This is a genomic window from Kocuria sp. GQ42, assembly GCF_059758435.1.
Window position 1 is genome coordinate 51,447 of record NZ_JCAXEN010000004.1, and the last position, 26,225, is coordinate 77,671.

Genomic DNA, 26,225 nt, shown 5'->3' on the forward strand with positions numbered 1-26,225 from the left:
ACCGTGTGTCCCCATCATCTCGCGCGGTGCGCCCCGTCGACGCACGTCAGCGCCGGTTCGACGGCCGAATCGTGACCGTGCGGCCGCATCGTGACCGTGCGCTGGGTTCGTGGCGGCGCACCCGGAGGGCTACCGGCCGGGCCGGGTCTCCCAGAAGGCCACGGCCGAGGCGGCGGCGACGTTGAGGGAGTCCACGCCGTGGGACATCGGGATCCGCACGGTGAGGTCCGCGTGGTGGACGGTGGCGGCGCTCAGCCCGTCCCCCTCGGTGCCGAGGACCAGGGCGAGCCGCTCGTCGCGGCGCGCGGACAGCTCCTGGAGGGTGATCGAGTCGTCGCTCAGGGCGAGCGCCGCCGTGGTGAAGCCCGCGTCCTTGATCCGCTGCAGGTCGGCCGTCCAGTGCTGCAGCCGGGTCCACGGGACCTGGAACACGGTGCCCATGGAGACCCGGATGGAGCGCCGGTACAGGGGGTCGGCGCAGCGCGGGGTGACGAGCACGGCGTCGACGTCCAGCGCGGCGGCGGAGCGGAAGATCGCCCCCACGTTCGTGTGGTCGACGATGTCCTCGAGGACCGCCACCCGGTGCGACGACGCCAGGAGCCGCTCCAGCTCCACCGGCTCCGGGCGCTGCATGGCCGCGATCGCCCCGCGGTGCAGGTGGAAGCCGGTGATCTGCTCGAGCACCTCGTCCGGGCCGACGTACAGGGGCACGTCCGGGTACTGGGCGAGGACGTCCGCGAGGTCCTCCAGCCACTTCTCCGCCATGAAGAAGGACCGGGGGGTGTGCCCGGCCGCGAGCGCCCGGCGGAGCACCTTGGAGGACTCGGCGATGTACATGCCGCGCTCGGGCTCGAGCTTGCGCCGCAGCCGGACGTCGGTCAGGCGGGCGTAGTCGGCGACCCGGGGGTCGTCGGCGCTGTCGAGGCGGATCATCTGGGGGAGGTCGGTCACGGGGTCTCTTCGGGGTCGGGGTTCGTGGCGGGCGGGTCGGGGCCGCGGACAGGGTCCGCCCCGAATGGTAGCCGGAGCCTGTCCGGGGCCCGGCCGGTCTCAGAGCAGCTGGGACACGAGGCTCACGAGGGCCACGACGCCGAGCACCACGATCACGGTGCGCAGCAGGACCGGGGAGAGCCGGCGGCCGATCTTGGCCCCCGCCCAGGCGCCCACCGTGGAGCTGAGGGCGATGAGCAGCACCACCCACCAGTTGATCCGGTCGAACGCGAAGAGGATGTAGGACACGGCGGCGACGATGTTCACCGCCGCCACCAGCACCACCTTGACGGCGTTGGCGGCCTGCAGCGAGGCGAGCAGGAACACGCCCAGGATGCCGAGCAGCAGCACGCCCTGGGCGGCCACGAAGTACCCGCCGTAGATCCCGGCCAGGAACACCAGGACGTACAGGGACGCGGGCTGCGGGGCGCGGTCCGGGTCGAGGGTGCGGGGGGTCTCCCCCCGGGCCCGGGCCGCCGCGGCGGCGGCCTCCGCCTGTTCGTCCTTGCGCCGGCGCACGAGTGCCTGGAGCCGCGGCTGGAAGACCACGAACAGGAGGGCGACGACGATCAGCCCCGGCGCGGCGTAGCCGAAGACCTCCTCGGGCAGGTGCAGCAGCAGCCACGCGCCGATCACCCCGCCCAGCGCGGAGCAGGGGATGAGCTTGAGCAGGGTCCGCTCCACGCTCGCGAGCTCGTGGCGGTAGTTCCAGGCGCCGGTGAGGTTGCCGGCGATCAGGCCCATCGCGTTGGACATGGACGCGGTCACGGGCGGGACGCCCATGGTCACGAGCACGGGGAAGGTGACGAGGGTGCCGGAGCCGACGATGGTGTTGATCAGTCCTGCGGCGACGCCGGCGAGCAGGATGAGGGCGGCCTGCCACCACTCGAACGGGAAGTCCGCGGTGAGGGCGGCGAGCGTGTCGGGCACCACGTCGGGTCAGGACCGGCCGAACGCGGCGAAGCGGTTGCCGACCTTCACCAGCTTCAGCGGGAGGCCGAAGGTCTCGGAGAGGTTCTTCTGCGTCATGACGGTGCGGACGGGGCCCGCGGCCACCACCCGGCCCTCGCGCAGCAGCAGCGCGTGGGTGAAGGCGTCGGGCACCTCTTCGAGGTGGTGGGTGACCATGACGATCGCCGGGGACGCCCCGTCGCGGGCCAGCTCGTCCAGCCGGGCCACCAGGTCCTCCCGCCCGCCCACGTCCAGGCCGGCGGCGGGCTCGTCGAGCAGCAGCAGCTCGGGGTCGGTCATCAGGGCGCGGGCGATCAGGACGCGCTTGCGCTCCCCCTCCGAGAGCGAGCCGAAGCGGCGCTCCGCCAGGTGCTCGATCCCCCACGCGGCCATGAGCTCCTGCGCTTGGGCCTCGTCGGCGTCGTCGTAGCTCTCGATCCACCGCCCCGTCACCCCGTACGCGGCGGTGACCACGCAGTTGCGCACGGACTCGGCGTCGGGGATCTGGGTGGCGAGCACGGCGGAGGTCAGCCCGATGCGGGGGCGCAGCTCGAACACGTCCACCGCGCCGAGGATCTCGTCCAGGATGTCGACCATGCCCCGGGACGGGTGCAGGCGGGCGGCCGCGATGGACAGCAGGGTGGTCTTGCCGGCGCCGTTGGGGCCCAGGATGACCCAGCGCTCGCCCTCGTTGACGACCCAGTCCACGGAATCCAGCAGGGTCTTCTGTCCGCGGACCACGCTGACGTCCACCATCTCCACCACAGCACTCATACCCGCCACTCTAGGACACGCGGAGCGGCGCACCGGCGTGCCGGTGCGGCGCGCACCCCGTCAGGGACGGGCGGAGCGGCGCGGCCACCGCCCACGGATGATCGACGCGCGGTGCTCCCGGCCCTTCCCGGCGGCGCCGGAGCGGGCGGCCCAGAAGTCCTCCCCGGCCCAGCGGAAGCGGGGCGTCTCCTTGGCCAGGAACGCCCGCTGCCCGATGCGGGCGTCGGGTCCGTCGAGGACCTCCCGGAACAGGGCCTCCGACACCTCGTCCGCGCCGAGCTCGGCGGCCTCGCCCTCGTCCGGGGAGGCGCGCCCGATCAGGTGCTTGTGGGCCTGCACGGAGAGCTGGGACCGCCCCGCCAGGTCCGTGACCAGCTGCTCCAGGGCCGTCTCGAAGCCGGCGTCCTCCACCACGCGGGTGAGCATGCCCCACCGCTCGGCGTCGGCGGCGGTGACGGTGTCGCCGGTGAGCAGCAGGTAGGAGGCCGTGCCGGGGCCCACCAGGCGGACCAGGCGCCGGATCCCGGAGGCCGGGAACACGATGCCGATCCGGGCCGGGGTCAGTCCGATGCGCAGGGAGGCCGTGGCGATGCGCAGGTCGCAGGCACCGGCCAGCATCCAGGCCCCGCCCATGCAGTAGCCCTCCAGGGCGGCCACGGTGGGCTTGTGCACCGCGGCCAGGGCCGCCTCGGCCTCGGTGAGCAGCCCGCCGCGGGGCAGACCGGTGCCGGGCTCCCCCAGGCACTCGAACACCTCGGCGATGTCGGCCCCGGCGGAGAACACCCCGCCCGCTCCGCGCACACCGATCACCCGCACGCCGGGGTCGGCGTCGAGCTTCTCCAGCACGCCCGGCAGGGCCGCCCACATGGCCGGGGACAGGGCGTTGCGCCGGTCGGGGCGGTCGAGGACCACCCAGGCCACGGGGCCTTCCCGCCGGACCTCCAGTGCGCCTGTGGACATCTCGGGGAGGGGCTGAGCGGTCATCGGAGGGCCTCCGCCTTCGGATCGGTGGTGTTCCCGGTCGGACCGGCCCCGGTCGCGGTGCTCGCGAGCCAGTCGCGGACGGAGGCACCGTGCTGGTCGAGCACGGGCGGGGCGGCGTGCATCCGCCGTGTCGTCTCGTCCGTGTCGCCGGGGGCGAAGAACCGCACCGCGGGTCCGGGCAGCTCGACGGGACCGAGGACCTCGTGGTCGACGCCCACGACCAGCCCCTGCGAGCGCACCTGTTCCCAGGCGTAGACCTCGTCCAGGGTCCGGACCTTCCCGGCCGGGATGCCGATCCCGGCCAGCAGCTCCAGCAGCTCCTCGGGACCGTGCACGGCGAAGGCCTCCTCGACGGCGGCGATCACGGCCGGTCGGTTGCGGACGCGGTCGGCGTTGGTCGCGAACTCCGGCCGGTCGGGGTCGATCCCGAAGGCCCCGGCGAAGGTGCGCCACAGCTTCTCGCTGCCCACGCTGATCTGCACCTTCCCGCCGCGGCAGGCGAACAGGCCGTAGGGCGCGATGGAGGGGTGGTGGTTGCCCTGGGCCCGCGGCACCTCGTGGGCCACGGTGGCGCGGGTGCCCTGGAAGGCGTGCACCCCGACCACCGAGGACAGCAGGGAGGTGCGCACGACCTTCCCGGCCCCGGTGCGCTCGCGCTCGTAGAGGGCGGCCAGCACGCCGTAGGCGCCGTTCATCCCGGCCAGCAGGTCGGCGATGGGCACGCCCACCCGCTGGGGGTCGTCCGGGCCGGACCCGGTGAGCGACATGAGCCCGGCCTCCCCCTGGACGATCTGGTCGTAGCCGGAGCGCCGGGACTCCGGTCCGTCGTGGCCGAAGCCGGTGATGGAGAGCACCACCAGGCGGGGGTTCAGGCGGTGCAGCTCCTCGACGGAGAAGCCGAGCCGGTCCAGCACCCCGGGCCGGAAGTTCTCCACCAGGACGTCGGCGCGCTCCACGAGCGCCCGGAGCACCTGCCCGCCGTCGTCGGACTTGAGGTCCAGGGCCACGGACTCCTTGTTGCGGTTGCAGGACAGGAAGTACGTGGCCTGCGGGTCGTCCTCGGGTCCCACGAAGGGCGGGCCCCACCCGCGGGTGTCGTCGCCCGTGCCGGGGCTCTCGATCTTGACGACCCGCGCGCCCAGGTCGGCGAGCATCATGGCCGCGTGCGGGCCGGCGAGGGCCCGGGACAGGTCCACGACGAGGGTGCCGGCCAGGGGGCCGCCGGACGGCGAGGGCTCCTGGGGGGCGGTGCGGGGCGGGGTGCCGGTGGCGGGCTGGATGTCGGTCATGGCGGGTTCCTCCGGGATCGGGTCGGTGGGCATCGGCGGGGCGGGGCGGCGGGCTACAGCCAGCCGGGGGCGACCATCACGGCCCAGACCAGCAGCGGGCCGATGACGACCACGCCGGTGGCGTAGACGAGGATCTTCTTGTAGAAGACGTCGCGGTCCACGTCGGCGGGCGCGTTGGCCAGCACGAGCGCGCCGTTGGTGGAGAACGGGGAGACGTCGACGATGGTCGAGGAAACGGCCAGGGCGCAGATCAGCCCGGTGGCCCCGACCTCGCCCGCGAGCAGGAAGGGCACGGCCAGGGGGATGAGCGCGGCGAGGATGGCGGTCGAGGAGGCGAAGGCGGAGACGACGGCGCCGATGTAGCAGATCAGCAGCGCCGCCAGCAGCGGCATCCCCAGCCCGGCCACGCCGTTGGAGACGTACTCGATGGTGCCCGCCTCCTGCAGCACGCCGACGAAGGTGAGCATGCCGCCGAGCAGGAGCACGGTGGACCAGTCGATCTTGTTGACCGCGCCCTTCTGCGCCTTCGGGGAGACCAGGGCCAGGACGACGGCGACGGTGATGGCCACGAAGCCCACGTCCACGCCGAAGCCCAGGGCGACGACGGCCAGCACGACCAGGCCCAGGATGGTGGCGGCCTGCGGGAGCAGTCCGTCCCTGCCCTCGCGCCGGACCGGGGGCTCGGAGGATCCGGCCGGGTCACGGGGACCGTACATGCCCGAGCCGAAGCCCTTGAAGTCCACGTCCCGGTCCCCGGCGTGCCCGGCGGCGACCCGGCTGCGGGACAGGCGGGCCTCGGAGGCCCGCTCCACGAAGTCCTCGGCGCGGGCCGAGACGAGGCCGCGCCCGCCGAGGGTCACGAACAGGCCCACGGCGATCAGCAGGTTGAAGACCAGGCTGGAGAGGAACACCGCGATGGGGCTGACGTCCAGGCCGGCCCCGGCGACGATGCCGTTGACGGTCACTCCGTAGACGGAGATCGGCGAGAAGCCGCCGCCCTGGGCGCCGTGGATGACCATCATGCCCATCATCAGGGGATTGATCTTGTACTTGGCGGCGAAGCTCAGCGCGATCGGGGCGATGATCGCCACGGCGGCCGGGGACAGGGCGCCCACGGCGGTGATCACGGCGGTGATGAAGAACATGATCCACGGGATCAGCGCGACCCGGCTGCCCACCAGTTTCACCGCCGCCTGCACGAGCAGGTCCACGGTGCCGTTCTTCTGGGCGATGGCGAACAGATAGGTCACCCCCACGATGGTGAGGAACAGCCCGCCGGGGAACGCCTCGAGGATCTGGTCGGTGTCCATCCCGAGGACGAACACCCCCAGGACGAACGCGCCCACGAAGGCCAGCGCCCCCATGTTGACGGGCAGGACGGTGGCCACGACGAACATCGCGGCCAGGATGATGATGGAGAGCACTTCTGGGCCCATGGGTCTTCCTTCGGATCAGGACGGTCCCGCCGGTGAGGGTGAAGCTCCTGCGGGAACAGTGGTGTGGATCACACCGCCAGTTTTGGACTAGCCAATAGGACACTAGGGGTCCTTGTCAATCGTTGGGCTAGCATGGGAGGCAGCAGTCGCCGCGAGGTGCCGCGCCGCCGGGACGCCCCGGCGCCGTGCGACCGGGGAGGACGGACATGGCAGGGCCCAGCAGGATCGACCGGGTGGAACGCCCTCGGCTCTACGAGCAGGTGGTGGAGCGGCTGCTGGACCACGTCATCCAGGACCGGCTCGAGATCGGCGACCGGCTCCCGCCGGAGCGGGACCTCGCCGACAGCCTGGGCGTCTCCCGGGCCACCGTCGCCCAGGCCCTGGTGGCCCTGGAGGTGCTCGGGGTGATCGACGTGCAGCACGGCAACGGGGCGGTGCTGCGCTACCGGCCCTCCAGCGCCGTGGTGCTGCGGGGACTGCGCGAGCACGCCGATCGGCTGCCGGACATCGTCGACGCCCGCAGCGCCGTGGAGACCAAGATCGCCGCCCTGGCCGCGGCCCGTCGCACCCCCGAGGACCTGTCCGCCATCGAGCACGCCCTGGCGCTCATGGCGCAGGACATCGCCGGCGGCGGCCGCGGGCTGGAGGGCGACGAGCTGTTCCACGCCGCGGTCACCGCCGCCGCCCACTCCTCGGTCCTGGCGCGGATGATGACCGAGATCTCCGGACTCGTGCGGGAGACCCGCATCGAGTCCCTGAGCCAGCAGGGCCGCCCCGAACGGTCCCTGGAGTCCCACCGGACGATCGTGGACGCCATCCGCGACCGGGAGCCCGAGCGGGCGGCCCGCGCGATGGCCGAGCACATCGAACTCGTCTCCGACGTCGCGGTGCTCCGCCCCGAGTGAGAGCCCCGGTCGGCCGTTGCCCGCGCCTGCCGATAAGCTGGCACACATGACCACCGACCTCGCCGTCATCGCGTTTGCCCAGAATCCGGACCCGGAGGCCCGTGAGCGCATCCTCACCCTGGTGCAGGACGCCGGCGCCGAGGTCGAGCGCTTCTCCACGGTGCGGGTCACCGGCCCCGGTTCGGCCGGGCCGGACTCGGAGGTCCCCGGCTACAACGCCTTCACCGCGCTCGTGCACGGCTCCGACGCGACCGCCCTGCTCGCCGCCCTGCGCCCCGACCCGCTGACCCAGATGCTGCCGGGCGTGGACGTCAACGTGGTGCCGACCACCCTCTTCGAGCCCGGGCGCAAGAAGCTGCTCATCATGGACGTCGACTCCACGCTCATCCAGCAGGAGGTCGTGGACATGCTCGCCGCCCACGCGGGGCGCGAGGCCGAGGTCGCCGCCGTGACCCGGGCGGCCATGCTCGGGGAGCTGGACTTCGCCGAGTCCCTGCTCGCGCGCGTCGAGACCCTCGCCGGGCTGCCCGCGTCCGTGCTCGACGAGGTCCTGGCCGCGGTCCGGCTCTCCCCCGGCGCGGACGTGCTCGTCAAGGCCTTCCTGCGGGAGGGGCACGCCGTGGCGGCGGTCTCCGGCGGCTTCCTGGGCGTCCTCACCCCGCTCGCCGAGCAGCTTCGGCTCACCCGGCACGCGGCCAACACCCTCGAGGTCGTCGACGGCACGCTCACCGGCAGGGTGCTCGGCGAGGTCGTGGACCGCACCGTCAAGGAGCGGTGCCTGCGGACCTGGGCCGAGGAGCTCGACGTCGCCCCCGAGGACGTCATCGCCGTGGGCGACGGCGCCAACGACCTCGACATGCTCACGGCCGCCGGGCTCGGCGTGGCCTACAACGCCAAGCCCGCCCTGCGCGCGGCCGCCGACGCCCAGGTCAACCTGCCGAACCTCGACGCGGTCCGGTTCTTCGCCGACCTCTGATCCCCCGCCCCCCGCCGGGACCCCGCTCCCGGCGGCCGACCCGGGTCGTAGAGTGGGATGCAGCACGCGCGGCCCTCGAGCACGAGACCACGCCCGGCCCCGAGGAGAGACAGTGACGGCACCCGGTGCGCCCCGGCAGCGCCCCGGCTTCCTGGCCCGGATGATGCTGCTGCACCTCGCCGTGGTGACCCTCGTCGTCGCCCTGTGCGGGGGCGTCTACGGCTGGCTGACCTACGAGCGGCTGGGCCGCGACGCCGAGCGCCAGGCGCTGTCCATCGCCCGGTCGGTCGCCGCCGACGACGACGTCCGCGCGGGCGTGGCGGACCTGCTCGACGCCGGTCCCGCGGACCTCGACCCGGAGGTGCTGTCCGGAGGCGCCCTGCAGACCGCCGCGGAGGAGGTCCGCGACCGCACGGACTCCCTCTTCGTGGTGATCACCGACGACACCGGGCTGCGGCTCTCCCACCCCAATCCCGAGCAGCTGGGCCGGCCCGTCAGCACGGACCCCACCGAGGCCCTGGCCGGGCGGGAGGTCACGAGCCAGGAGCGCGGCACCCTGGGGCGCTCCGCCCGGGCCAAGGTCCCGGTGTACGCCCCGGGAACGGACGCCGCCGTGGTGGGCGCCGTCAGCGTGGGGATCTCCCGCACGGACATGCTCGCCACCCTGCGGGAGGACATCACCCCCGTGGCCGCCACCGCCGTGGGCGCCCTCGGCCTCGGCGCGGCCGCCTCCGCGGCGATCGCGCGCCGGCTCAAGCGCCTCACCCTCGGCCTGGAGCCCGAGGAGATCGCCACGCTCGCCCAGGACCAAGAGGCGGTGCTGCGCGGGGTCGACGAAGGCGTCATCGGCATCTCGCCCGAGCACCGCATCACCGTGGTCAACGCCGAGGCGGGACGGCTGCTGGGCGTGGCGGAGCCCGCCCGGCTCGTGGGGACCCCGCTGGCCGAGGCGGGCCTGCCGGCGTCCTTCTCGGCGCTGCTCGCCGCGGCGACCCCCGCGTCTCCGGCCGTGGAGCAGGTCGTCGGCCGGCACGTGCTGATCCTCTCCGCCCGCGCCGTCCGGCCCGACCGCCCGGGCCTGCCCCCGCTGGGCTGGGTGGTCCTGGTCCGGGACCGCACCGAGCTGCAGTCCCTGACCCGCCAGCTCGACGCCGTCGGCGCCCTCAGCACCGCCCTGCGCGCCCAGCGGCACGAGTTCGCCAACCGCCTGCACACCATCGCGGGGCTGCTCGCGATCGGCGACGCCGAGGAGGCCCGCCGGTACGTGGCCGAGGTGACCGAGACCGGCCCCCTCAGCTACCCCGCCGAGGGGGCACAGCTGCTGCGTGACCCCTACCTGCAGGCGTTCCTGGGGGCCAAGAGCGTCGAGGCCGCCGAGCGCGGCGTGAGCCTGCGCATCGGCGCCGACACCCTCGTCCGCGGCCGCATCACGGACCCGCAGGACGTCACCACCGTGATCGGCAGCCTCGTGGACAACGCCGTCCGCGCCGCCGTCCAGGGCGCGGCGGGAGACCGCTGGGTCGAGGTCGAGCTGCTCGACGACTGGACCGGCGGGGAGGGCACCCTGCACCTCGTCGTGGCCGACTCCGGCGACGGGCTCCCCGTGGCGGACCCCGAGCCGATCTTCGCCCAGGGCTGGTCCACCGCCGTTCCCTCCGGCGGATCCGGGGACGGGGGCGGAGAACCGTTCGCCGTGCTGCCCGACGTCCACGGCCAGGGCTTCGGCCTGTCCCTGAGCCGGGAGCTGGCCCGCCGGCGCGGCGGGGAGGTGTGGGTGGCCGATCCCGGACGCCCCGGCGGGCCCGGAGCCGTCTTCTGCGCGCGCCTGCCCGGTACCGTGGTCCGCGACCCCGGGCCCGGGGCCGACGTCGGCGGCGACCGGTCCGCCGGCAGATCAGGAGGTGCAGGATGAGCGACGACCTGGTGGTCCTCGTGGTCGACGACGACTTCCACGTGGGACGGCTGCACGCCGGCTTCGTCAACGCCGTGCCGGGCTTCACGGCGCTGACCCCCGTGGGCACCGCCGAGCAGGCGATGCGCACCGTCCACGCCCACCAGCCCGACCTCGTGCTGCTGGACGTCTACCTGCCCGACGCGCTCGGCCTGGACCTGCTGCGGGCCCTCGACGTGGACGTCATCATGCTCACCGCGGCGGCCGACCCGGCCTCCGTGCGGACCGCCGTCCGCCGCGGCGCGCTCGCCTACCTCATCAAGCCGTTCCCGAACGAGCGGCTGGCGCGCACCCTGCGGGCCTACGCCCGGTACCGCCGGCTGCTCACCGACCGGGACGCGCTGACGCAGGAGACCGTGGACCGCGCCCTGCACGCCCTGCACCCGGGCGAGACCGCCTCCCCCGGCGAGCGCACCCGGTCCGCGACGGAGGGCTCGGTCCTGGCGGCCCTGGAGGCCGGGGTGCCCCTCTCGGCCGCGGAGATCGCCCGGAAGGTCGGCATCTCCCGGGCCACCGCCCAGCGCTACCTCTCCGCACTGGCCGAGGACGGGTCGGTCGAGATCCAGCTCCGCTACGGGAGCACCGGCCGCCCGGAGCACCGCTACGGGCCCGCGGCCTCCTGATCCCAGGTTCATGCTCAGGGCCGGTCCCTAGACTGCCCGCCATGGCGAGCAGGGTGCGACCGGAACCACAGGACCAGTGTCTCTCCTGGCCGGACGAGATCTGCGGCGACCCGGTGGCGGAGCGGGCGAGGCTGTTCGCGCTGAACCTGCGGGCGGCCGCGGGGTCCCGGACGCTGCGGGAGCTCGGGGCGCTCACCGGTGTGGACCACACGGCGCTGTCCCGGATCCTGGACGGGCACGTCTGGCCGGACGGGTACACGATCGCCCGCCTCGAGGTGCGGCTGGGGGTCAGCCTGTGGCCCCCCTACGAGGAGTGATCCGCACCGCCCGGGCACGGTCGCCGCGGCCCGGCCGGGACGGTCCGGGGCCGGTCAGGGCGCGGTCAGGTCCAGCCAGTAGGTGTCGCTCTGCTCGTCGTGGTGCAGCAGCCGCTCCAGCGGTCCGTCGTAGGCGTCCAGGGCGCGGCCCACGAGCTCGCGCACGTCCCGCGCGGCGACCGTGACGGTGCCGCCGAGCTCGTCGTCGGCCGTCTCGCGCACCACCACGACCCGGCCCGGGTCGCCCCAGACGTAGTCGCCCGCGGCGTCGCGCAGGGCGTCGACGAAGAACTCCTGGTCACCGTCGTGACCGAGCACGTCCAGGCGCACCGCGTCGGGGTGCCGGCGCCTCAGTTCGGCGGCCACCATGCGCAGCAGCTTCCGGGCGTAGCTGCGCCGGGCCCGGTCGAGGGCCTCCTCGGCGGCCTGGAGCACGAGGTCGGGGGTCAGGACAGTGGTGGTCACAGGCATGCAGTGTATGTGTGCGGAAGCAACGAGGGCGGGCGCCACCCCGGTCGCGCCGCCGGACCGGCGGCCCCCGCGCACCGCCCCACGGTCTCGGGCAGAATGACCGCATGATCGACGCCCACCTGCACGTGGTCGACCCGCGGTTCCCGCTGGTGCCCAACCAGGGGTACCTGCCGCCGAGCTTCACGGTCGGGGACTACCGGCGCAGGGTCCGGGAGCTGGGCGTGGCGGGCGGGGCCGTGGTCAGCGGCTCCTTCCAGGGCCACGCCCAGGAGTGGCTGCGCTCAGCGCTGGCGGAGCTGGGCCCCGGATTCGTCGGCGTGACCCAGCTGCCGCCCACCGTCCCGGACGAGCAGGTGCGCCAGCTCCACGGGGCCGGGGTGCGGGCGGTGCGCTTCACCCTCCGCCGCGGCGCCGACGCGGACCCTGCCGGCATCGAGCGGCTCGCCCGGCGGGTGCACGACCTCGCCGGGTGGCACGCCGAGTTCTACGCGGACGCCGCCGCGCTGGAGCACCTCGCCCCCGTGCTGCGGCGCCTGCCGCGGGCCGGCGTCGACCATCTCGGCATGAGCGCGGCGGGGCTGCCGCGGCTGCTCGAGCTCGTCGAGCGGGGCGTGAAGGTCAAGGCCACGGGGTTCGGGCGCGTCGACCTCGACGTGCCGGACGCGCTGCGCCGGATCCACGCTGTGGACCCGACGGCCCTGCTCTTCGGCACCGATCTGCCGAGCACTCGGGCGGAGCGCCCGTTCCGGGACGCGGACGTCGCGCTGATCACCGAGACCCTGGGCGCCGGCGCCGCGGCGGCCGTGCTCCACGACAACGCCGCGGCCTGGTACGGGCTGCCGCGTCCGGCGGCCGCGCCCTGAGGGCCCCGGGCCCGCCGTCCGAGTCTCGCGCCGCGGCAGGAGTCAGCGGGACGCCGTCGGGACGATGTTGTGGTTGCCGCGGAACATGTTCTCCGGATCGAAGCGGTTCTTCAGCTCGACCAGCCGCTCGTGCTTGTCGCGCCCGTAGGCCTGCCGCGCCGCCGCCACGGGGTCTCCGCCGGTCTCCGCCCCCAGGAAGTTGACGTACTGGCCCTGCTCCGCGAAGGGTTTCAGAGCCGCGTGCACCGTCCGGGCGTACGCCGTGAGCCGGACGTCGTCGGCCGGCTCGCGCCAGAACCCGAAGATGTTCACCCAGAACCGCGCGGCGCGGCTGGGCCACGCCGTCGCGTCCTCGGGCACCCGGCCGAAGGCGCCCCGGAGGTAGTGCAGGTTGATGCCGCTGCCCACCCAGGTGATCTCGGAGGCCACGGCCACGAGCGCGGAGACGACCTCCTCGTCCAGGCGGCTGAACGCCACGTTCTTCCAGTAGCCCCGGGAGCCGGTCGGGAAGACCGGGTCCTTCGCCGTCTGCCACACGGTCCAGGGCACCAGGCCCACGGTCTCGAGGTCGGGCGGCGCCGCCGCGCGCAACCGGTCGACGAGCTCGAGGCCGGCTCCGTGCTGCGGCGAGGCCCAGGCGACCCCGACGGTCATGAGCACCTCGGGCCCGAGCCCGTACTCCGGCGGGAGCACCACGAAGGACACGATGGTGTTCATCTCGTCCGGGAGCTCCCGCGTCCAGGCCTCGAAGGCCGCCAGCGCGTGCTCCCACCGCGGGCGGCGGTAGACGAGGCCACCCACCAGCACGGGGGACGCCAGCGGGTGGGCCCGGTACCGGAAGGAGGTGACCACGCCGAAGTTCCCGCCCCCGCCGCGCAGTCCCCAGAGGAGCTCGGGGTGCTCGGCCTCGTCGACGTGCAGGTGTTCCCCCGCGGCGGTCACGACCTCCGCGGACACCAGGTTGTCGATGGTCAGGCCGTGGGTGCGGGTCAGCCATCCGATGCCGCCGCCGAGGGTGAGACCGGCGACGCCCGTGCCGCCGACCACCCCAAGCGGAACGGCGAGGCCGTGCGGAGCCGTCGCCCGGTCCACGTGGGCGAGGGTGGCCCCCGGCTGAGCGGTCACGAGTCGCGCCGCCGGATCGACGACGACACCGCGCAGACCGCCGAGGTCCAGGACGAGACCGTCGGCGACCGTGCTGTGCCCCGCGATGTTGTGCCCGCCGCCCCGCACGGCCAGCGGCAGTCCGGTTCTCCGGGCGGTCGCCAGGACGAGGTCGGCGTCGGCCACGGAGCCGGCCCGGACGAGGGCGCGCGGACGGACGTCGACCATGCCGTTCCAGACCCGTCGCGCGTCGTCGTAGCCGGGGTCCTGCGGTTCGATCAGGGCGCCGGTGAGATGCCCCGCGAGGTCGCGGAGGACCCGGTCGGTCGCGCGGTCACCGGTGACCGGAGGGTGGGTGCTCATGGCGAGTTCCTGCGACGAGGGGCGCTCGGGCCCCGGTGGAGCGGCGAAGCGGCCGCCGAGGGCGTGGCAGGAAGTGTAGTCCTCGGCCCCCGGCCCGACAACGGAGGGCGGCTACTCCGGCCACACCTGCCGGTCCGGGCCCTGCAGGACGTAGCGCAGCTCCACGGCGCCGCCCTCGAAGTGGGTGGTGCGCTGGAGCCGCAGGTCGCACGCCGTCGCCGTCGGGAGGACGGGATGTCCTCCGCCCAGCACGATCGGCATGTAGGTCAGCCACAGCTCGTCGAGCAGACCGGCGTCCGCGAACTGGGCCGCGAGCTTCCCGCCGCCCACCACCCACAGGTTCCGCTCGCCCGCGGCGGCGACCAGGGCCTCGGCGTGCAGCGTGACCGGTCCGCTGACGAACGTCAGGTCCGCCCCCGCCGGCCGCGGCAGCTCGCGGTGGGTGAAGACCCAGACCGGCAGGTCCCCGTAGGCCCAGTCCCCCTGGTCGAGGACGAACTCGTACGTGCTCGCGCCCATCGCAAGCGCGCCGACGTCGGCCAGGAACGCGTCGTAGTGCTCCTGGTAGGCCTCGAAGCCGTACTGCAGCAGCCAGTCGAGGTGGTTCTCCCGGTCGGCGATGTACCCGTCGGCGCTGGCCGCCACGTAGTACTGCGTTCTGCTCATGCGCACCAGGTTACGCACCCCTCCGGCGGCTTCCCAGGGTTGCTTCCCCCGCGCCGCGGACGGCGTCATGATGGGAGCATCGACCGATCGACGCGGAAGGCCCGGCCATGCCCATGCTGCTCAATCCCTACTTCTCGTTCCGGGACACGGCCGAGGAGGCGATGACCTTCTACCGCTCCGTGTTCGGCGGGGAGCTGTCGGTCAGCCGGTTCAGCGAGTACGGCGCCAGCGACGACCCGGCGGAGCAGGACAAGGTGATGCATTCGATGCTCACCACCGGGACCGGCATGGTCCTGATGGCCGCCGACACCCCGAACAGCATGGACCTGACCGTCGGCGACAACGTCTCGGTCTCCGTGAGCGGGGACGACGAGTCCGTGATGCGCGGCTGGTGGGAGGCACTGGGCGCGGGCGGGACCGTCACGATGCCGCTCGAGGAGGCCCCCTGGGGCGGTCTGTTCGGGATGTGCACCGACCGGTTCGGCATCCACTGGATGTTCAGCGTCGGCGACGCCGGCTCCTGACGCGCCCCGCGCCGCCCGACCCGAGAAGGAGCGTCCCATGCGCATCACCCACACCAGCGTCTTCGTCGACGACCAGCAGCAGGCGCTGCTGTTCTACACCGGCAAGCTCGGCTTCATGGTCAAGCACGACGTCCCCGCCGGCGGCGCCCGCTGGCTCACCGTGGTCTCGCCCCAGGCGCCCGAGGGCGTCGAGCTGGTGCTCGAGCCCTCCGAGCACCCCGCCGTGGGACCGTTCAAGGCCGCGCTCGTGGCCGACGGCATCCCGTTCACGAGCTTCGGGGTCAAGGACGTGCGGGCGGAGTACGAGCGGCTGCGCGAGCGCGGCGTGCACTTCGTCCAGGAGCCCACGGTCTCGGGCCCGTACACCACCGCGGTGCTCGACGACACCTGCGGCAACCTCATCCAGATCGCGAGCCCCAACCCCGGGTGAGGCCCACCCGGCCCGGATCAGTCCCGGGCCCGGAGCTGCTCGGCGAGCGGCCGGTAGTGCCCGGACATCGCGGGGTGGTAGTCCCGGGCGAAGTCGACGGCGTCCGGGTCCCCGCCGGTCTCGGCGGCCACGAGCCGGTCCAGGTAGTACTCCCAGCCGGGCCCCACCGACTCCACCTCGTCGGGGTCCGGGTACCGGTGGGTGAGCCGCAGGACGGTGGTGCCGTCGTCGTCCTGGAGGTCGAGGTCCACGCGCCAGGCGTCGGCCGCCGCGCCCAGGGTGAGCGCCAGGTGCCGGGGCGGGTCGCACCGGCGGATCAGCAGGGGCTCGGGCTCGTCCAGGTCCTCGACCGTCAGCAGCACCTCGACCCGCCCGGTGGCCGGGTCCCCGCTCCACGCCCCGTACCACCGGGCCAGCCGGGCGGAGTCCGTCACCGCGGCCCAGACCTCCTCGACCGGGGCGCGGAACGTGCGGGTGAGGACGAGGTGACCGCCGGCGTCGAGGCGTCCGGTGGGCTGTGGGGTCATGGTGGCTCCTCGCTCGGCTCCGCACCGCGCGGAGGTGCTCCTGGCCGAGGCGCGATCGGCCTCGTGCCGTGGAGTCCATGATTAGCACCCCCGGAGGGCGGACGGCGTCACATTGCGGACGGTTTCGCGCCGCCGCCGCCGGTCCCGGCAGGGACGACGGCGGGGCGGTCACCCGGGAAGGTGACCGCCCCGCCGTCGTCGGGAGCCGCGGGCCTAGCGGCGACCGGCCTTCGCCAGGAAGTCGTCGGCGCCGCCGACGAGCTCGACGTGCCCGGTGGGGACGTCCGCGGTGACCATGCGGGCGATCTCCTCGGCGAACTCCTGCACGGAGTAGAGCTTGCCGGCGGCCTCGCGGCGCTCCTCGAGCGCCCCCGGGCGGGCCCGGTTGAGCAGGGTCGCGGTCACGGTGCCCTCGATCATGTCGCCGGAGACCACCACGAACGTGATGCCCTTCTCGGTCAGCTCCGGGATGCGGGCGGTGAGGGCGTCCTCACCGGCGCGCTTGGACCTGGCGACCTCCACGTACTCCGGCATGGTCTCGACGTCGTTGATGAAGTGCGCCTGGTGGCTGGTCACGAACACCACGCGCCCGCCCTCGGGCAGGTGCTCCAGCGCGGCACTGAGGGTGTCGTTCTGCGCGTCCCGGTTGAGCTTGAGCGCGTAGTCCTCACCGAGGTCCGTCTCCATGCCCCCGGAGGCGTTGAGCACGAGCACGTCCACCCCGCCGAAGGCCTCCACGGCGCGGGCGAACAGGTTGCGGACGTCCTCGGGCTCGGTCATGTCCGCCTGGACGGCGATGGCCTTCCCGCCGGCCGCCTCGATCTCCTTGACGACCTTGTTGGCGCGCGGCGCCTTCTGCCGGTAGTTGACGACCACGTTGGCGCCCTCCCCGGCCAGCAGCTTGGCGGTGTCGGCGCCGACGCCGCGCGAGGACCCGGTGACGACGGCGGTCTTGCCTGCGAGTGAACTCATGGTGCTCCTTCGGTGGAACGTGCGGGGATCAGGGGGCGGCGGGGCTCAGTGGCCCATGCCGAGGCCGCCGTCCACGGGGATGACGGCGCCGGAGATGTACTTCGCCTCGTCGGAGGCGATCCAGCGCACGACGGCGGCGACCTCCTCCGGCTCGGCGAACCGGCCGGCCGGGATCGAGGCGAGGTAGTTCTTCTGGGTGTCCTCCGGCAGCGCCGCGGTCATCTCCGTGTTGATGAACCCGGGGGCGACGACGTTGGCGGTCACGTTGCGCCCGCCCAGCTCCCGGGTGATCGACCGGGCGATGCCGACCAGGCCGGCCTTGGACGCGGCGTAGTTGACCTGCCCGGGCGAGCCGTAGAGCCCGACCACGGAGGAGATGAGGACCACGCGCCCGCGCTTGAGGCGCATGAACCCCTTGGCGGCGCGCTGCACCACGCGGAACGCGCCGGTGAGGTTGGTGTCCACGACGTCCTGGAAGTCCTGCTCCTTCATCCGCAGCAGCAGGGTGTCCCGGGTGATCCCGGCGTTGGCCACGACCACCTCGACCGGGCCGAACTCGGCCTCGACGGCCTTGTACGCGGCGTCGATCGACGCGGAGTCGGTGACGTCGGCCTGCACCGCGAAGAAGCCCTCGGGCGCCTCGCCGGAGCGGTAGGTGACGGCCACGTTGTCCCCGGCGTCCTGGAACGCCTGGGCGATGGCCCGTCCGATCCCGCGGTTGCCGCCGGTCACGAGGACGGTGCGGGGGGCCGGGCTGCGCTGCTCGTCTGCCATGGGAAGGGGGCCTTTCGGTCGTGGGTCGCGGGTGCGCGGCACACCGGTCGGCGCCGGCCCGCGTGGAAATCCCCCCAATCGTACCGGTCGCCGCGGGCGACCGGACGGTAGCCCCGGAGGACCGTCTTCTCGATGTCGGACCCCGGTGAGATACTTGATCGTCTGTTGGGAGGACCATGAGCAAGCGCTATCTCACGACCGGCGAGGCCGCCGGTCAGGACGACGTCCACTCCATCACCGCCACCGCGGAGCCGCACACCCAGGACATGGGCCACCGGATGAAGGTCTACAGCATCCAGATGGGCCTGCGCATCGTGTGCCTCATCGTGTTCGTCGCGGTCGACAACATCTGGGTGCGCGGCGTCGCGATCCTGGGCGTGGCCGTGCTGCCGTGGATGGCGGTGCTGCTGGCCAACAGCAACGACCGCTCCGCCCGGACGAGCCAGTACTACGAGCCGCCCGCCGCGCCGGCGCTGGCCGCCGCCCCCGAGCCGCGGCCGCCTGCCCCGCCCCTGGCGATCGACTTCGTGCTCGAGGGCGAGTTCGTCGCCGGGCACCGCGAGGACGACTCCGCCCCGGCCGGCCACGAGAGCACGACCGCTCCCAGCGGGGACCCGGCTTCCTCCGCTACTGTCGAGGACGACACCACCCGGCGCCGCGGAGCGGCCTGAGCCCGCCGCGGGCCGTACCGGGACCCGCCGAAGACCCTGAGGAGCACGACCGCCGTGGAGTTCGACCTGCTCGGATCGCTGTCCCCGCGAGGCGCCGACGCTCCCCCGGCCGGGCCCGACACCCCGCAGTGCTCCCGCAAGGGCTGCCGCGCGGACGCCGCGTGGCAGATCCGCTGGAACAACCCGCGCATCCACGCCCCGGAGCGCCGCAAGACGTGGCTGGCGTGCCCCGAGCACCGCGGCGACCTCGAGCAGTTCCTCGGCGCGCGCGGCTTCTGGAAGGACACCGTCCCCCTCGCCGACGCCGACCCCGCGCAGGAGCGCCGGGGATGAACGACTACCGTTTCCTGCTCAGCGGCAAGTGGCTCGGCTTCTTCCTCCTCGCCTGCGCCGCCGCCGTGGTCTCGGTGTACCTGGGCGGCTGGCAGATGGACCGCAACGACCACCTGATCGGCGAGAACGCCAAGATCACCCAGAACTACCGCGCCGAGCCCCTGACCGGTGCGGCCGCCGCCGAGCAGTTCGCCGCCCACGACGAGCGCCTCACCTGGCACCCCGTCGAGCTCACGGGCGAGTACCTGCCCCAGGACCAGGTGCTGGTCCGCAACAGGCCGCAGGACGGACGCGTCGGCTACGAGGTGCTCGTCCCGTTCCGCACGCAGGACGGGGACGTCGTGGTCCTCGACCGCGGCTGGATCCCCACGGGCGAGGCGGCCAACGGGATGCCGGACGAGGTGCCGGCCCCGCCCGCCGGCCGGGTGACGGTCACCGCCCGGCTCCAGCCCGGGGAGCCGGCCGTCAGCCGCGGCGCCCCCGCGGGCCAGATCGCCTCGATCGATCTCGAGGAGCTGCGCGAGCGCTGGGACCGGCCGATCGGGACGGCGGCCTACGGCGAGGTCTTCGCCGAGGACCCGGCCCCCGCGGCGGCCCCCGCTCCGGCCCCGGAGCCGGAGATCGACTCCGGGCCGCACCTGTCCTACTCGTTGCAGTGGTACGCGTTCGCGGCGCTGTTCTTCGTGGCCTGGGGCTACGCCGCCCGCCAGCAGGCCCGCAACGACGCCTGGGACCGCCAGTTCGCCCAGGAGATGGAGCGCCGGCTCGCACGGTTCTACGACGAGGACGGCAACTACATCGGCGAGGGCGACGAGGAGCTCGTCGTCCGCCAGCTCGAGATGGCCGACGACATGCCGGCCCACCTCAGGTCGCTCATGCGCCCCCGGCCGCAGCGCCGGCGCTCCGGCCCCACGTGGGAGGACGAGGAGGACGCGATGCTGGACGCCCTGGAGCGCGAGCGCACCTCCGCCGCCCGCGACTGACGTCGCGAGGGGCGTCCGCCGTCAGGCGAGGGAGATGAGGTCCTGGTACTCCTGGCTCCACAGGTCCTCGGTGCCGTCGGGCAGGATCACCACGCGCTCGGGGTCCAGCGCCTCGACCGCGCCCTCGTCGTGGGACACGAGCACGACCGCGCCCTCGTAGGTGCGCAGCGCGTTGAGGATCTCCCGGCGGGAGGCCGGATCCAGGTTGTTGGTCGGCTCGTCGAGCAGCAGGACGTTGGCGGAGGAGGCCACGAGGGTCGCCAGCGCCAGGCGGGTCTTCTCGCCGCCGGAGAGCACTCCGGCCGGCTTGGACACGTCGTCGCCCTGGAACAGGAACGAGCCCAGGACATTGCGGACCTCCGTGTCGGCGAGGTCCGGGGCGGCGGAGCGCATGTTCTCCAGCACCGTCCGGTCCGGGTCCAGGGTGTCGTGCTCCTGGGCGAAGTAGCCGAGCTTGAGGCCGTGCCCCGGGACCACCTCACCGGTGTCCGGCTGTGCCTCGCCCGCCAGCATCCGCAGCAGCGTGGTCTTGCCGGCGCCGTTGAACCCGAGGATGACCACCCGGGAGCCCCGGTCGATGGCCAGGTCCACGTCGTTGAAGATCTCGAGCGAGCCGTAGGACTTGGACAGGTCCCGGGCGGTCAGCGGGGTCTTGCCGCAGTCGGCGGGCTTCGGGAAGCGGATGTTCGCGACCTTGTCCGCCTGTCGCTCGCCCTCGAGGCCGTTCATGAGCCGCTCGGCGCGCTTGATCATCTGCTGGGCGGCCACGGCCTTGCTGGCCTTGGCGCGCATCTTGTTGGCCTGGTCCATCAGCGCGGTGGCCTTCTTCTCCGCGTTGGCGTACTCGCGCTTGCGGCGGTGGGCGTCCTGCTCGCGCTGCAGCAGGTAGTTCTTCCAGCCCATGTTGTACAGGTCGATGACGCAGCGGTTGGCGTCCAGGTACAGGACCTTGTTGACCACCATCTCCATCAGCTCCACGTCGTGGCTGATCACCAGCAGCCCGCCCTGGAAGTTCTTCAGGAAGTCCCGCAGCCACACCACGGAGTCGGCGTCCAGGTGGTTGGTGGGCTCGTCGAGGAGCATGATGTCGGCGTCCGAGAACAGGATGCGGGCCAGCTCCACGCGACGGCGCTGACCGCCGGAGAGGGTGCGCAGCGGCTGGTCGAGGATCCGCTCGGGCAGGTCCAGGTTGGACGTGATCGTCGCGGCCTCGGACTCCGCGGCGTAGCCGCCGCCGGCGAGGAACTCCGACTCGAGCCGGTCGTAGCCGCGCATGGCCTTGTTGCGCACGGCGTCCTCCTCGGAGGCCATGTCCTGCTCAGCCTGGCGCAGACGGGCGACGACGCCCGCGAGGTTGCGGGCGGAGAGGATGCGGTCCCGGGCCAGCTGCTCCATGTCCTCGACCTTGGGGTCCTGCGGGAGGTAGCCGATGGCCCCGGTGCGCGTGACCGTCCCGCCCGCGGGCAGGGTCTCCCCGGCGAGGACCTTGGTCATCGTGGTCTTGCCGGCGCCGTTGCGCCCGACCAGACCGATCTTGTCCCCCTTGTCCACCCGGAAGTTGACCTCGTCCATGAGCAGCCGCGCACCGGCACGCAGTTCGAGGTTCTGGACAGTGATCACGGAGGAGACCTTTCGGGAGGCAGTGGTGAGGAGTGGGTGCCCTGACCGGGCAACCTGTCCATTCTACCGGAGCGGGCTCCGTTCGCCGGTGTGACGTTGGACAGCCCTCCAGCAGTCGCCTTAGTGTTGGCTCGATCGCCGTCGTCCCTTCCGCGGTGCCCGTCTTCCCTTCGCCATCCACGCCCCCGAGGAGCACCCGCATGGGAAATCCCCCACGCCCCGAGCAGCACAGCATGTCGTCCGGAGGTTCGAGTGCCGCGCCGCTGCACGCCGAGCGCGTCCTCGGCGGTCAGGCCGACCCCGGCACCAGCGCGGCCCCCGCGATGGGCCCCGAGGTTGAGCCCGCCGGCTTCGAGGAGGCCACCCAGGCCCTCGCCCCCGCCGTCAGCCCCTGGGCGGACTCCCTCGGCCGGGCCGGTTCCCGGGCCGCCCAGACGCTGCTCGTCGCCGCCGTGGTGGTCGGGCTGATCTGGATCCTGCTGCAGGTCAAGGTCGTGCTGATCGCCGTGCTCGTCGCGCTCATCCTGGCCTCCGCCGTGGGACCGGCCGTGAAGTGGCTCGAGCGCAAGGGCTGGTCCAACCTGCTGGCCACCCTCGCCGCCTTCCTCGGGATCCTGGCACTCGTCGGCGGGGTGCTCACCGGCATCGTGCTCGCCGTGCGCAGCGAGTGGGACACGCTCACGGCCTCGGCGGTGGAGGGCTGGCAGGAGCTGCAGCGCCTCGTGCAGTCCGGGCCGATCCCCGTCGACACGGCCGCCATCGACTCCGCCGTCCAGCAGGCCGGGGACTTCGTCACCAGCGGCTCCTTCGCGGGCGGCGCCCTCAGCGGCCTGGGCGCGGCCACCGAGTTCGTGACCGGCCTGGTGCTGATGATCGTGGTGCTCTTCTTCTGCCTCAAGGACGGCGAGAAGATGTGGAACTTCACGCTGCGCTGGTTCCGCGGCGAGCGCCGCGCCAAGCTCGCGGAGTCCGTGGACCGCAGCGCGCAGGTGCTCGGCGGCTACGTCCGCGGAACGGCGTTCGTGGCGGCGGTGGACGCCGTGCTCATCGGGGGCGCGCTGCTCGTCCTGGGCGTCCCCCTGGCGATCCCCCTCGCGGTCCTCGTGTTCGTCACCGCGTTCATCCCGGTGGTCGGCGCCACCATCGCGGGCATCATCGCCGCCCTGGTCGCCCTGGTCACCAACGGGCCGGTCATCGCCCTCGCGGTGGTCGTCGTGATCGTCGCGGTGAACCAGATCGAGGGCAACATCCTGCAGCCCATCATCATGGGGCGCACCCTCAGCCTGCACGCCCTCATGGTGCTGCTCGCCCTGACCGTCGGCACCCTGGTCGGCGGCATCTTCGGCGCCATCCTGGCCGTGCCGTACACCGCCGTCGCGTGGGCCGTCATCCAGGTCTGGTCCAACCGCTACCAGGTCGGCGACGACCCGGTGCTCGGCCCGGACCCGGTGAACCAGAAGGACCGCGTCGAGGCCAAGGCCACCATGGCCGAGCGCTGGAAGTACCAGCGGATGCGCTACCAGCAGGCCCTGGGCGGGCGCTTCGGGGCCACGGAGCGCGACGCCGTCCGGCAGCGCGACGACGCCGACGGCGCGGCGCCCGCCCAGGACGAGGACACCGGTTCCGCCGCGGGGGCCCGCAAGCCCTAGTCTGGGTGCCATGACCAACGTCGAGCGCCGCCGCACCATCACCGCCGAGGACCTCGCGAACATCGCCGTGTTCGCCGCCCTCACGGCCGCCCTGTCCGTGCTCCCCGGGATCCCCCTGGGCGCGGCGGGGGTGCCACTGACCCTGCAGACGCTCGCCGTGTTCCTGACCGGCCTGGTCCTGGGCGGCACCCGCGGGCTCCTGGCCGTGGCGCTGTACGTCCTGGTGGGCCTGATCGGCGTACCGGTGTTCGCGGGCTTCCGCGGCGGCTTCGGCGTGCTCGCCGGGCCCTCGGCGGGCTACATCCTCGCCTTCCCGTTCGCCGCGGCCGCGGCCGGCTACGTGGCCCAGTGGCTGATCCCGGCCCGCCGGGCCAACGACGGCGGCGCCACCAACGCCCGCTACGAGCGCACCGGCACCTACACCCTGCGGCTGGTGGCCGCGGCCCTGGCCGGGTTCGTGGTGATCCGGATCGGCGGCATCCTCGGCCTGGTGGTCAACGCGCGCCTGCCCTTCCAGGACGCGTTCCTCGCCGACCTCGTGTTCTGGCCCGGCGACCTGCTCAAGGTGGTGCTCGCCGCGGTCATCGCCGTGGGCGTGCACAAGGCGTTCCCCCGGATCGCGGGCACGCGCTGAGCCGTGCCCGGAACCCCCGGGGCCGCGGCCCTCGTGTGCTCCCGCGTGACCGTCACGGTGCCCACCGCCTCGGGTGAGCTGACCCTGCTGCGCGACCTGGACGTGAGCCTGGGCGAGCGGCGGGTGGCCGTGCTCGGGCTCAACGGATCCGGGAAGTCCACGCTCCTGCGGCTGTTCAACGGCCTCGTCCGCCCGTCCTCGGGCACGGTCACGGTGCACGGCACGGACGTGACCCGGGACGTGCGCGCGGCCCGGCGGCGGGTGGGCTTCGTGTTCACCGACCCGCTCTCCCAGCTGGTGATGCCGACCCCGGTCGAGGACGTCGAGCTGTCCCTGCGCGGGGCCGGCGTGCCCCGGGCCCGACGACGGACCGCCGCACTCGAGCTGCTCGAGCGCGCGGGCATCGGCCACCGGGCCGAGCACAGCATCTACGACCTCTCCGGCGGGGAGCGCCAGCTGGCGGCGTTCGCCGCGGTGCTGGCCGTGGAGCCCGAGGTGCTCGTCCTCGACGAGCCCACCACCCTCCTCGACCTGCGCAACCGGGGGCGGCTCATGGGGCTGCTCGACGGGCTGCCGCACCAGCTGCTGATCTCCACGCACGACCTCGGCCTGGCCGCGACCGCCCCGCGCGTCCTGGTCCTGCACGAGGGCGCCCTGGTCGCGGACGGTCCGCCCGGGGAGGTCGTCCCCGCCTACGAGCGGTGGTGCGCGCACGGCTTCCCCGGGGAGGTGCGCCCGTGAGCCGGGGCCCGGACCTCTTCGGCAGCTACTCCCCCGGCACCGGCCTCCTGCACCGCGCCCCGCTCCGGGTCAAGGGGCTCGGCATCGTCGCCGTGACCCTGGCCGTGGTGCTCTCGCCCTCGTGGCCGGTCCCCGCCGCGCTCACCCTGCTCCTGCTCGTCGCGGGCTCCGCCGCGGGCATCGGCGCCCTCGAGTGGTGGCGGGGGCTCGCCCCCGCCCTGCCCGTGCTGGTCCTGCTGGCCGTCTACCACGTCCTGACCTCGGGGCCGGCGGAGGCCGCCGACGTCGTGCTGACGATCGTCGTCCTCCTCGTGCTCACCCGGGTCCTGATGCACACCACGCCCCTGCCGGAGCTGCTCGACGGAGTGGTGTGGCTGTGCTCGCCGGTGCGGCTGGTCGGGGCGGACCCCGAGCGCATCGGTCTGGCGATCTCTCTGATGCTGCGCTCGATCCCCTTCATCGTGGGCGCCGTGGGCGAGCTCCGGGACGCCGTGCGCGCCCGTGGGCTGCGCCCGAACCCCGTGCGGCTGGTGACCCCGGCGGTGATCTCCGCCGTCGCCTACGCCCAGCGGACCGGTGAGGCCCTCGCCGCCCGCGGCTTCGACTGAGCGCCGGCACCCGCGCCACCATCAGACGGCTTACACTTCAGCCATGAGTTTCGACAACAGCTCCCAGCTGGACGCCTCGCGCGTCGGCAGCGGCGGCGGGCGGGGACGCGGGATCGCCGTGGGCGGTGGACTGGGCGGCGGACTGCTGCTGCTCGTCGTGGGGCTCCTCTTCGGCCAGGACGGCATCGACGCGATCACCGGCGGGGGCGGCCAGGACACCGGGTCGCAGACCTCCGTGGAGCAGGAGCGGGCGGAGCGGTGCCGGACCGGTGAGGACGCCAACCGGTACACCGACTGCCGGATGATCGCCACGGCGCAGAGCCTCGACCAGTTCTGGGAGGACTACCTGCCGCAGGCCACGGGTGAGCAGTACATGATGCCCGGCGTGGAGCTGTTCGAGGGCCAGACCAACACGGGGTGCGGCGCGGCGTCGTCGGCCGTGGGCCCGTTCTACTGCCCCGCGGACGAGACCGCTTACCTCGACATCGCGTTCTTCGACGAGCTGCAGACCCAGTTCGGCGCCGAGGGCGGCCCGCTGGCCGAGGAGTACGTGCTCGCCCACGAGTTCGGCCACCACATCCAGAACCAGATCGGCACCCTCGGCTACGCCCAGCAGGACCCGCAGGGCCCCGAGTCCGGCGCCGTGCGCGTGGAGCTGCAGGCCGACTGCCTGGCCGGTCTGTGGGCCGGCGGCGCCGCCGGAGACACGTCCGGGGCCGTGGACCTGGGCGACATCTCCCAGGAGGAGCTCGACCAGGCCCTCGACGCCGCCTCCGCGATCGGCGACGACCGGATCCAGGAGACCACCCAGGGCCGGGTCAGCCCCGAGAACTTCACCCACGGCGCCTCCGCCCAGCGGCAGCTGTGGTTCTACGCGGGCTACCGCACCGGCGACCTCAACGCCTGCGACACCTTCAGCGCCCGCGACCTGAACGCCCCGCCGGCCCTCTGACCCCTGGCCGTCACGCCATCTCGGACGCCCAGTCCCCACTCCGGCGCCGCCCGGGGCGCCGAGTCCCCAAAGTGCTCGCAGACCCCCAATCCGATTGTGGGGACATGCGAGCTCTGTGGGGACTCGACACTGGTCGAATCGCGC

29 protein-coding genes are annotated in these 26,225 nt (G+C 73.5%); 16 read left to right on the forward strand and 13 right to left on the reverse strand.

The annotated features are described in order from the left end of the window. Positions 1-129 precede the first annotated feature (129 nt). The 6 genes from AC6CH6_RS09885 to AC6CH6_RS09910 form a co-directional block, all read right to left on the reverse strand. The gene (locus tag AC6CH6_RS09885; RefSeq protein WP_498255186.1) at positions 130-933 is read right to left on the reverse strand and encodes a TrmH family RNA methyltransferase; all 804 of its coding nucleotides are present in this window, start codon (positions 931-933) and stop codon (positions 130-132) included. 117 nt (positions 934-1,050) lie between these two features. Next, positions 1,051-1,920 (reverse strand): sulfite exporter TauE/SafE family protein, encoded by an 870-nt coding sequence (locus AC6CH6_RS09890; protein WP_498255187.1) that lies wholly within the window; start codon positions 1,918-1,920, stop codon positions 1,051-1,053. 9 nt (positions 1,921-1,929) lie between these two features. Continuing rightward, entirely contained in the window at positions 1,930-2,715 is a 786-nt protein-coding gene (locus AC6CH6_RS09895; RefSeq protein ID WP_031283465.1) for an ABC transporter ATP-binding protein, read from the reverse strand. Between the two features lie 60 nt (positions 2,716-2,775). Beyond that, positions 2,776-3,699, reverse strand: coding sequence for an enoyl-CoA hydratase/isomerase family protein (locus AC6CH6_RS09900; protein ID WP_498255013.1), 924 nt, complete (start codon positions 3,697-3,699; stop codon positions 2,776-2,778). Continuing rightward, positions 3,696-4,988, reverse strand: a complete 1,293-nt coding sequence (locus AC6CH6_RS09905) for a CaiB/BaiF CoA transferase family protein (protein WP_498255014.1) — start codon at positions 4,986-4,988, stop codon at positions 3,696-3,698. The genes AC6CH6_RS09900 and AC6CH6_RS09905 overlap by 4 nt, the downstream gene beginning before the upstream one ends. Before the next feature lie 53 nt (positions 4,989-5,041). Then, positions 5,042-6,424, reverse strand: a complete 1,383-nt coding sequence (locus AC6CH6_RS09910) for an SLC13 family permease (protein ID WP_133410094.1) — start codon at positions 6,422-6,424, stop codon at positions 5,042-5,044. A 206-nt stretch (positions 6,425-6,630) separates the two neighbouring features. Here AC6CH6_RS09910 and AC6CH6_RS09915 point away from each other — a divergent pair, with 206 nt between their 5' ends. From AC6CH6_RS09915 to AC6CH6_RS09935, 5 genes are all read left to right on the forward strand, one after another. Further along, positions 6,631-7,329: a FadR/GntR family transcriptional regulator gene (locus AC6CH6_RS09915; RefSeq protein WP_498255015.1), complete on the forward strand. Its 699-nt coding sequence runs from the start codon at positions 6,631-6,633 to the stop codon at positions 7,327-7,329. A gap of 46 nt (positions 7,330-7,375) precedes the next feature. Beyond that, positions 7,376-8,305, forward strand: coding sequence for a phosphoserine phosphatase SerB (gene serB / locus AC6CH6_RS09920; RefSeq protein ID WP_498255016.1), 930 nt, complete (start codon positions 7,376-7,378; stop codon positions 8,303-8,305). A 112-nt stretch (positions 8,306-8,417) separates the two neighbouring features. Continuing rightward, on the forward strand, positions 8,418-10,217 hold the full coding sequence (locus AC6CH6_RS09925; RefSeq protein WP_498255017.1) for a sensor histidine kinase: 1,800 nt from the start codon (positions 8,418-8,420) through the stop codon (positions 10,215-10,217). Beyond that, the gene (locus AC6CH6_RS09930) at positions 10,214-10,879 is read left to right on the forward strand and encodes a response regulator (RefSeq protein ID WP_017834353.1); all 666 of its coding nucleotides are present in this window, start codon (positions 10,214-10,216) and stop codon (positions 10,877-10,879) included. The genes AC6CH6_RS09925 and AC6CH6_RS09930 overlap by 4 nt, the downstream gene beginning before the upstream one ends. Before the next feature lie 53 nt (positions 10,880-10,932). Then, a complete protein-coding gene (locus AC6CH6_RS09935) occupies positions 10,933-11,196 on the forward strand; it encodes a helix-turn-helix domain-containing protein (protein ID WP_368796220.1) in 264 nt (87 codons plus the stop codon). A gap of 54 nt (positions 11,197-11,250) precedes the next feature. On the opposite strand, the gene AC6CH6_RS09940 is transcribed toward AC6CH6_RS09935, so the two are convergent. Beyond that, complete coding sequence (locus AC6CH6_RS09940) at positions 11,251-11,661, reverse strand: hypothetical protein (protein ID WP_498255018.1); 411 nt, start codon at positions 11,659-11,661, stop codon at positions 11,251-11,253. A 110-nt stretch (positions 11,662-11,771) separates the two neighbouring features. Here AC6CH6_RS09940 and AC6CH6_RS09945 point away from each other — a divergent pair, with 110 nt between their 5' ends. Further along, positions 11,772-12,530, forward strand: coding sequence for an amidohydrolase family protein (locus tag AC6CH6_RS09945; protein ID WP_498255019.1), 759 nt, complete (start codon positions 11,772-11,774; stop codon positions 12,528-12,530). A 42-nt stretch (positions 12,531-12,572) separates the two neighbouring features. On the opposite strand, the gene AC6CH6_RS09950 is transcribed toward AC6CH6_RS09945, so the two are convergent. Further along, a complete protein-coding gene (locus AC6CH6_RS09950) occupies positions 12,573-13,997 on the reverse strand; it encodes an FAD-binding oxidoreductase (RefSeq protein ID WP_498255020.1) in 1,425 nt (474 codons plus the stop codon). 111 nt (positions 13,998-14,108) lie between these two features. After that, a complete protein-coding gene (locus AC6CH6_RS09955) occupies positions 14,109-14,663 on the reverse strand; it encodes a dihydrofolate reductase family protein (protein WP_498255021.1) in 555 nt (184 codons plus the stop codon). 107 nt (positions 14,664-14,770) lie between these two features. Between AC6CH6_RS09955 and AC6CH6_RS09960 the strand changes: the two genes are divergently transcribed. Together AC6CH6_RS09960 and AC6CH6_RS09965 are read left to right on the forward strand one after the other, a co-directional pair. After that, positions 14,771-15,187 carry a VOC family protein gene (locus AC6CH6_RS09960; protein ID WP_109268955.1) on the forward strand — a complete coding sequence of 139 codons (417 nt, stop codon included), beginning with the start codon at positions 14,771-14,773 and terminating at the stop codon, positions 15,185-15,187. Positions 15,188-15,224: 37 nt separating this feature from the next. Further along, a complete protein-coding gene (locus tag AC6CH6_RS09965; RefSeq protein WP_368796226.1) occupies positions 15,225-15,617 on the forward strand; it encodes a VOC family protein in 393 nt (130 codons plus the stop codon). Between the two features lie 17 nt (positions 15,618-15,634). Here the strand turns inward: AC6CH6_RS09965 and AC6CH6_RS09970 are convergent, their stop codons facing one another. The 3 genes from AC6CH6_RS09970 to AC6CH6_RS09980 form a co-directional block, all read right to left on the reverse strand. After that, on the reverse strand, positions 15,635-16,144 hold the full coding sequence (locus tag AC6CH6_RS09970; protein WP_498255022.1) for an SRPBCC family protein: 510 nt from the start codon (positions 16,142-16,144) through the stop codon (positions 15,635-15,637). Between the two features lie 213 nt (positions 16,145-16,357). Continuing rightward, positions 16,358-17,116, reverse strand: a complete 759-nt coding sequence (locus AC6CH6_RS09975) for an SDR family oxidoreductase (protein WP_498255023.1) — start codon at positions 17,114-17,116, stop codon at positions 16,358-16,360. Positions 17,117-17,161: 45 nt separating this feature from the next. After that, complete coding sequence (locus AC6CH6_RS09980; RefSeq protein ID WP_017834285.1) at positions 17,162-17,890, reverse strand: beta-ketoacyl-ACP reductase; 729 nt, start codon at positions 17,888-17,890, stop codon at positions 17,162-17,164. A gap of 176 nt (positions 17,891-18,066) precedes the next feature. Between AC6CH6_RS09980 and AC6CH6_RS09985 the strand changes: the two genes are divergently transcribed. From AC6CH6_RS09985 to AC6CH6_RS09995, 3 genes are read left to right on the forward strand one after another with little or no spacing between them, the layout of a single operon-like run. After that, positions 18,067-18,561: a DUF3099 domain-containing protein gene (locus tag AC6CH6_RS09985; protein WP_498255024.1), complete on the forward strand. Its 495-nt coding sequence runs from the start codon at positions 18,067-18,069 to the stop codon at positions 18,559-18,561. A gap of 54 nt (positions 18,562-18,615) precedes the next feature. Beyond that, positions 18,616-18,894, forward strand: coding sequence for a hypothetical protein (locus tag AC6CH6_RS09990; RefSeq protein ID WP_498255025.1), 279 nt, complete (start codon positions 18,616-18,618; stop codon positions 18,892-18,894). Next, positions 18,891-19,877 (forward strand): SURF1 family cytochrome oxidase biogenesis protein, encoded by a 987-nt coding sequence (locus AC6CH6_RS09995; protein ID WP_419967141.1) that lies wholly within the window; start codon positions 18,891-18,893, stop codon positions 19,875-19,877. The genes AC6CH6_RS09990 and AC6CH6_RS09995 overlap by 4 nt, the downstream gene beginning before the upstream one ends. A 21-nt stretch (positions 19,878-19,898) precedes the next feature. Here AC6CH6_RS09995 and abc-f read toward each other — a convergent pair whose 3' ends face one another. After that, positions 19,899-21,497, reverse strand: a complete 1,599-nt coding sequence (gene abc-f / locus AC6CH6_RS10000) for a ribosomal protection-like ABC-F family protein (RefSeq protein WP_133410080.1) — start codon at positions 21,495-21,497, stop codon at positions 19,899-19,901. 200 nt (positions 21,498-21,697) lie between these two features. Here abc-f and AC6CH6_RS10005 point away from each other — a divergent pair, with 200 nt between their 5' ends. Genes AC6CH6_RS10005 through ypfJ form a run of 5 tightly spaced genes read left to right on the forward strand, consistent with a single transcriptional unit; the run spans position 21,698 to position 26,081 of the window. Then, a complete protein-coding gene (locus AC6CH6_RS10005) occupies positions 21,698-23,146 on the forward strand; it encodes an AI-2E family transporter (protein WP_498255026.1) in 1,449 nt (482 codons plus the stop codon). Positions 23,147-23,156: 10 nt separating this feature from the next. Beyond that, the gene (locus tag AC6CH6_RS10010; RefSeq protein WP_017834295.1) at positions 23,157-23,780 is read left to right on the forward strand and encodes a biotin transporter BioY; all 624 of its coding nucleotides are present in this window, start codon (positions 23,157-23,159) and stop codon (positions 23,778-23,780) included. A gap of 3 nt (positions 23,781-23,783) precedes the next feature. Further along, a complete protein-coding gene (locus AC6CH6_RS10015; RefSeq protein WP_498255027.1) occupies positions 23,784-24,521 on the forward strand; it encodes an energy-coupling factor ABC transporter ATP-binding protein in 738 nt (245 codons plus the stop codon). Next, positions 24,518-25,129, forward strand: coding sequence for an energy-coupling factor transporter transmembrane component T family protein (locus AC6CH6_RS10020; RefSeq protein WP_498255028.1), 612 nt, complete (start codon positions 24,518-24,520; stop codon positions 25,127-25,129). The genes AC6CH6_RS10015 and AC6CH6_RS10020 overlap by 4 nt, the downstream gene beginning before the upstream one ends. A gap of 43 nt (positions 25,130-25,172) precedes the next feature. Further along, entirely contained in the window at positions 25,173-26,081 is a 909-nt protein-coding gene (gene ypfJ / locus AC6CH6_RS10025) for a KPN_02809 family neutral zinc metallopeptidase (protein ID WP_368796237.1), read from the forward strand. The last annotated feature ends 144 nt before the right edge of the window (positions 26,082-26,225 follow it).

What these genes read in the sequence shown, in the direction of transcription:
- AC6CH6_RS09905 (WP_498255014.1), bottom strand. Translation starts at nt 4,988, where the DNA reads ATGACCGACATCCAGCCCGCCACCGGCACCCCGCCCCGCACCGCCCCC.
- AC6CH6_RS10010 (WP_017834295.1), top strand. Translation starts at nt 23,157, where the DNA reads ATGACCAACGTCGAGCGCCGCCGCACCATCACCGCCGAGGACCTCGCG.
- AC6CH6_RS09970 (WP_498255022.1), bottom strand. Translation starts at nt 16,144, where the DNA reads ATGACCCCACAGCCCACCGGACGCCTCGACGCCGGCGGTCACCTCGTC.
- AC6CH6_RS09975 (WP_498255023.1), bottom strand. Translation starts at nt 17,116, where the DNA reads ATGAGTTCACTCGCAGGCAAGACCGCCGTCGTCACCGGGTCCTCGCGC.
- AC6CH6_RS09945 (WP_498255019.1), top strand. Translation starts at nt 11,772, where the DNA reads ATGATCGACGCCCACCTGCACGTGGTCGACCCGCGGTTCCCGCTGGTG.
- AC6CH6_RS09960 (WP_109268955.1), top strand. Translation starts at nt 14,771, where the DNA reads ATGCCCATGCTGCTCAATCCCTACTTCTCGTTCCGGGACACGGCCGAG.
- AC6CH6_RS09985 (WP_498255024.1), top strand. Translation starts at nt 18,067, where the DNA reads ATGAGCAAGCGCTATCTCACGACCGGCGAGGCCGCCGGTCAGGACGAC.
- AC6CH6_RS09980 (WP_017834285.1), bottom strand. Translation starts at nt 17,890, where the DNA reads ATGGCAGACGAGCAGCGCAGCCCGGCCCCCCGCACCGTCCTCGTGACC.
- AC6CH6_RS09955 (WP_498255021.1), bottom strand. Translation starts at nt 14,663, where the DNA reads ATGAGCAGAACGCAGTACTACGTGGCGGCCAGCGCCGACGGGTACATC.
- AC6CH6_RS09995 (WP_419967141.1), top strand. Translation starts at nt 18,891, where the DNA reads ATGAACGACTACCGTTTCCTGCTCAGCGGCAAGTGGCTCGGCTTCTTC.
- AC6CH6_RS09885 (WP_498255186.1), bottom strand. Translation starts at nt 933, where the DNA reads ATGATCCGCCTCGACAGCGCCGACGACCCCCGGGTCGCCGACTACGCC.
- AC6CH6_RS09900 (WP_498255013.1), bottom strand. Translation starts at nt 3,699, where the DNA reads ATGACCGCTCAGCCCCTCCCCGAGATGTCCACAGGCGCACTGGAGGTC.
- AC6CH6_RS09965 (WP_368796226.1), top strand. Translation starts at nt 15,225, where the DNA reads ATGCGCATCACCCACACCAGCGTCTTCGTCGACGACCAGCAGCAGGCG.
- AC6CH6_RS09895 (WP_031283465.1), bottom strand. Translation starts at nt 2,715, where the DNA reads ATGAGTGCTGTGGTGGAGATGGTGGACGTCAGCGTGGTCCGCGGACAG.
- serB (WP_498255016.1), top strand. Translation starts at nt 7,376, where the DNA reads ATGACCACCGACCTCGCCGTCATCGCGTTTGCCCAGAATCCGGACCCG.
- ypfJ (WP_368796237.1), top strand. Translation starts at nt 25,173, where the DNA reads ATGAGTTTCGACAACAGCTCCCAGCTGGACGCCTCGCGCGTCGGCAGC.
- AC6CH6_RS09910 (WP_133410094.1), bottom strand. Translation starts at nt 6,424, where the DNA reads ATGGGCCCAGAAGTGCTCTCCATCATCATCCTGGCCGCGATGTTCGTC.
- AC6CH6_RS09915 (WP_498255015.1), top strand. Translation starts at nt 6,631, where the DNA reads ATGGCAGGGCCCAGCAGGATCGACCGGGTGGAACGCCCTCGGCTCTAC.
- AC6CH6_RS10005 (WP_498255026.1), top strand. Translation starts at nt 21,698, where the DNA reads ATGGGAAATCCCCCACGCCCCGAGCAGCACAGCATGTCGTCCGGAGGT.
- AC6CH6_RS09930 (WP_017834353.1), top strand. Translation starts at nt 10,214, where the DNA reads ATGAGCGACGACCTGGTGGTCCTCGTGGTCGACGACGACTTCCACGTG.
- AC6CH6_RS09950 (WP_498255020.1), bottom strand. Translation starts at nt 13,997, where the DNA reads ATGAGCACCCACCCTCCGGTCACCGGTGACCGCGCGACCGACCGGGTC.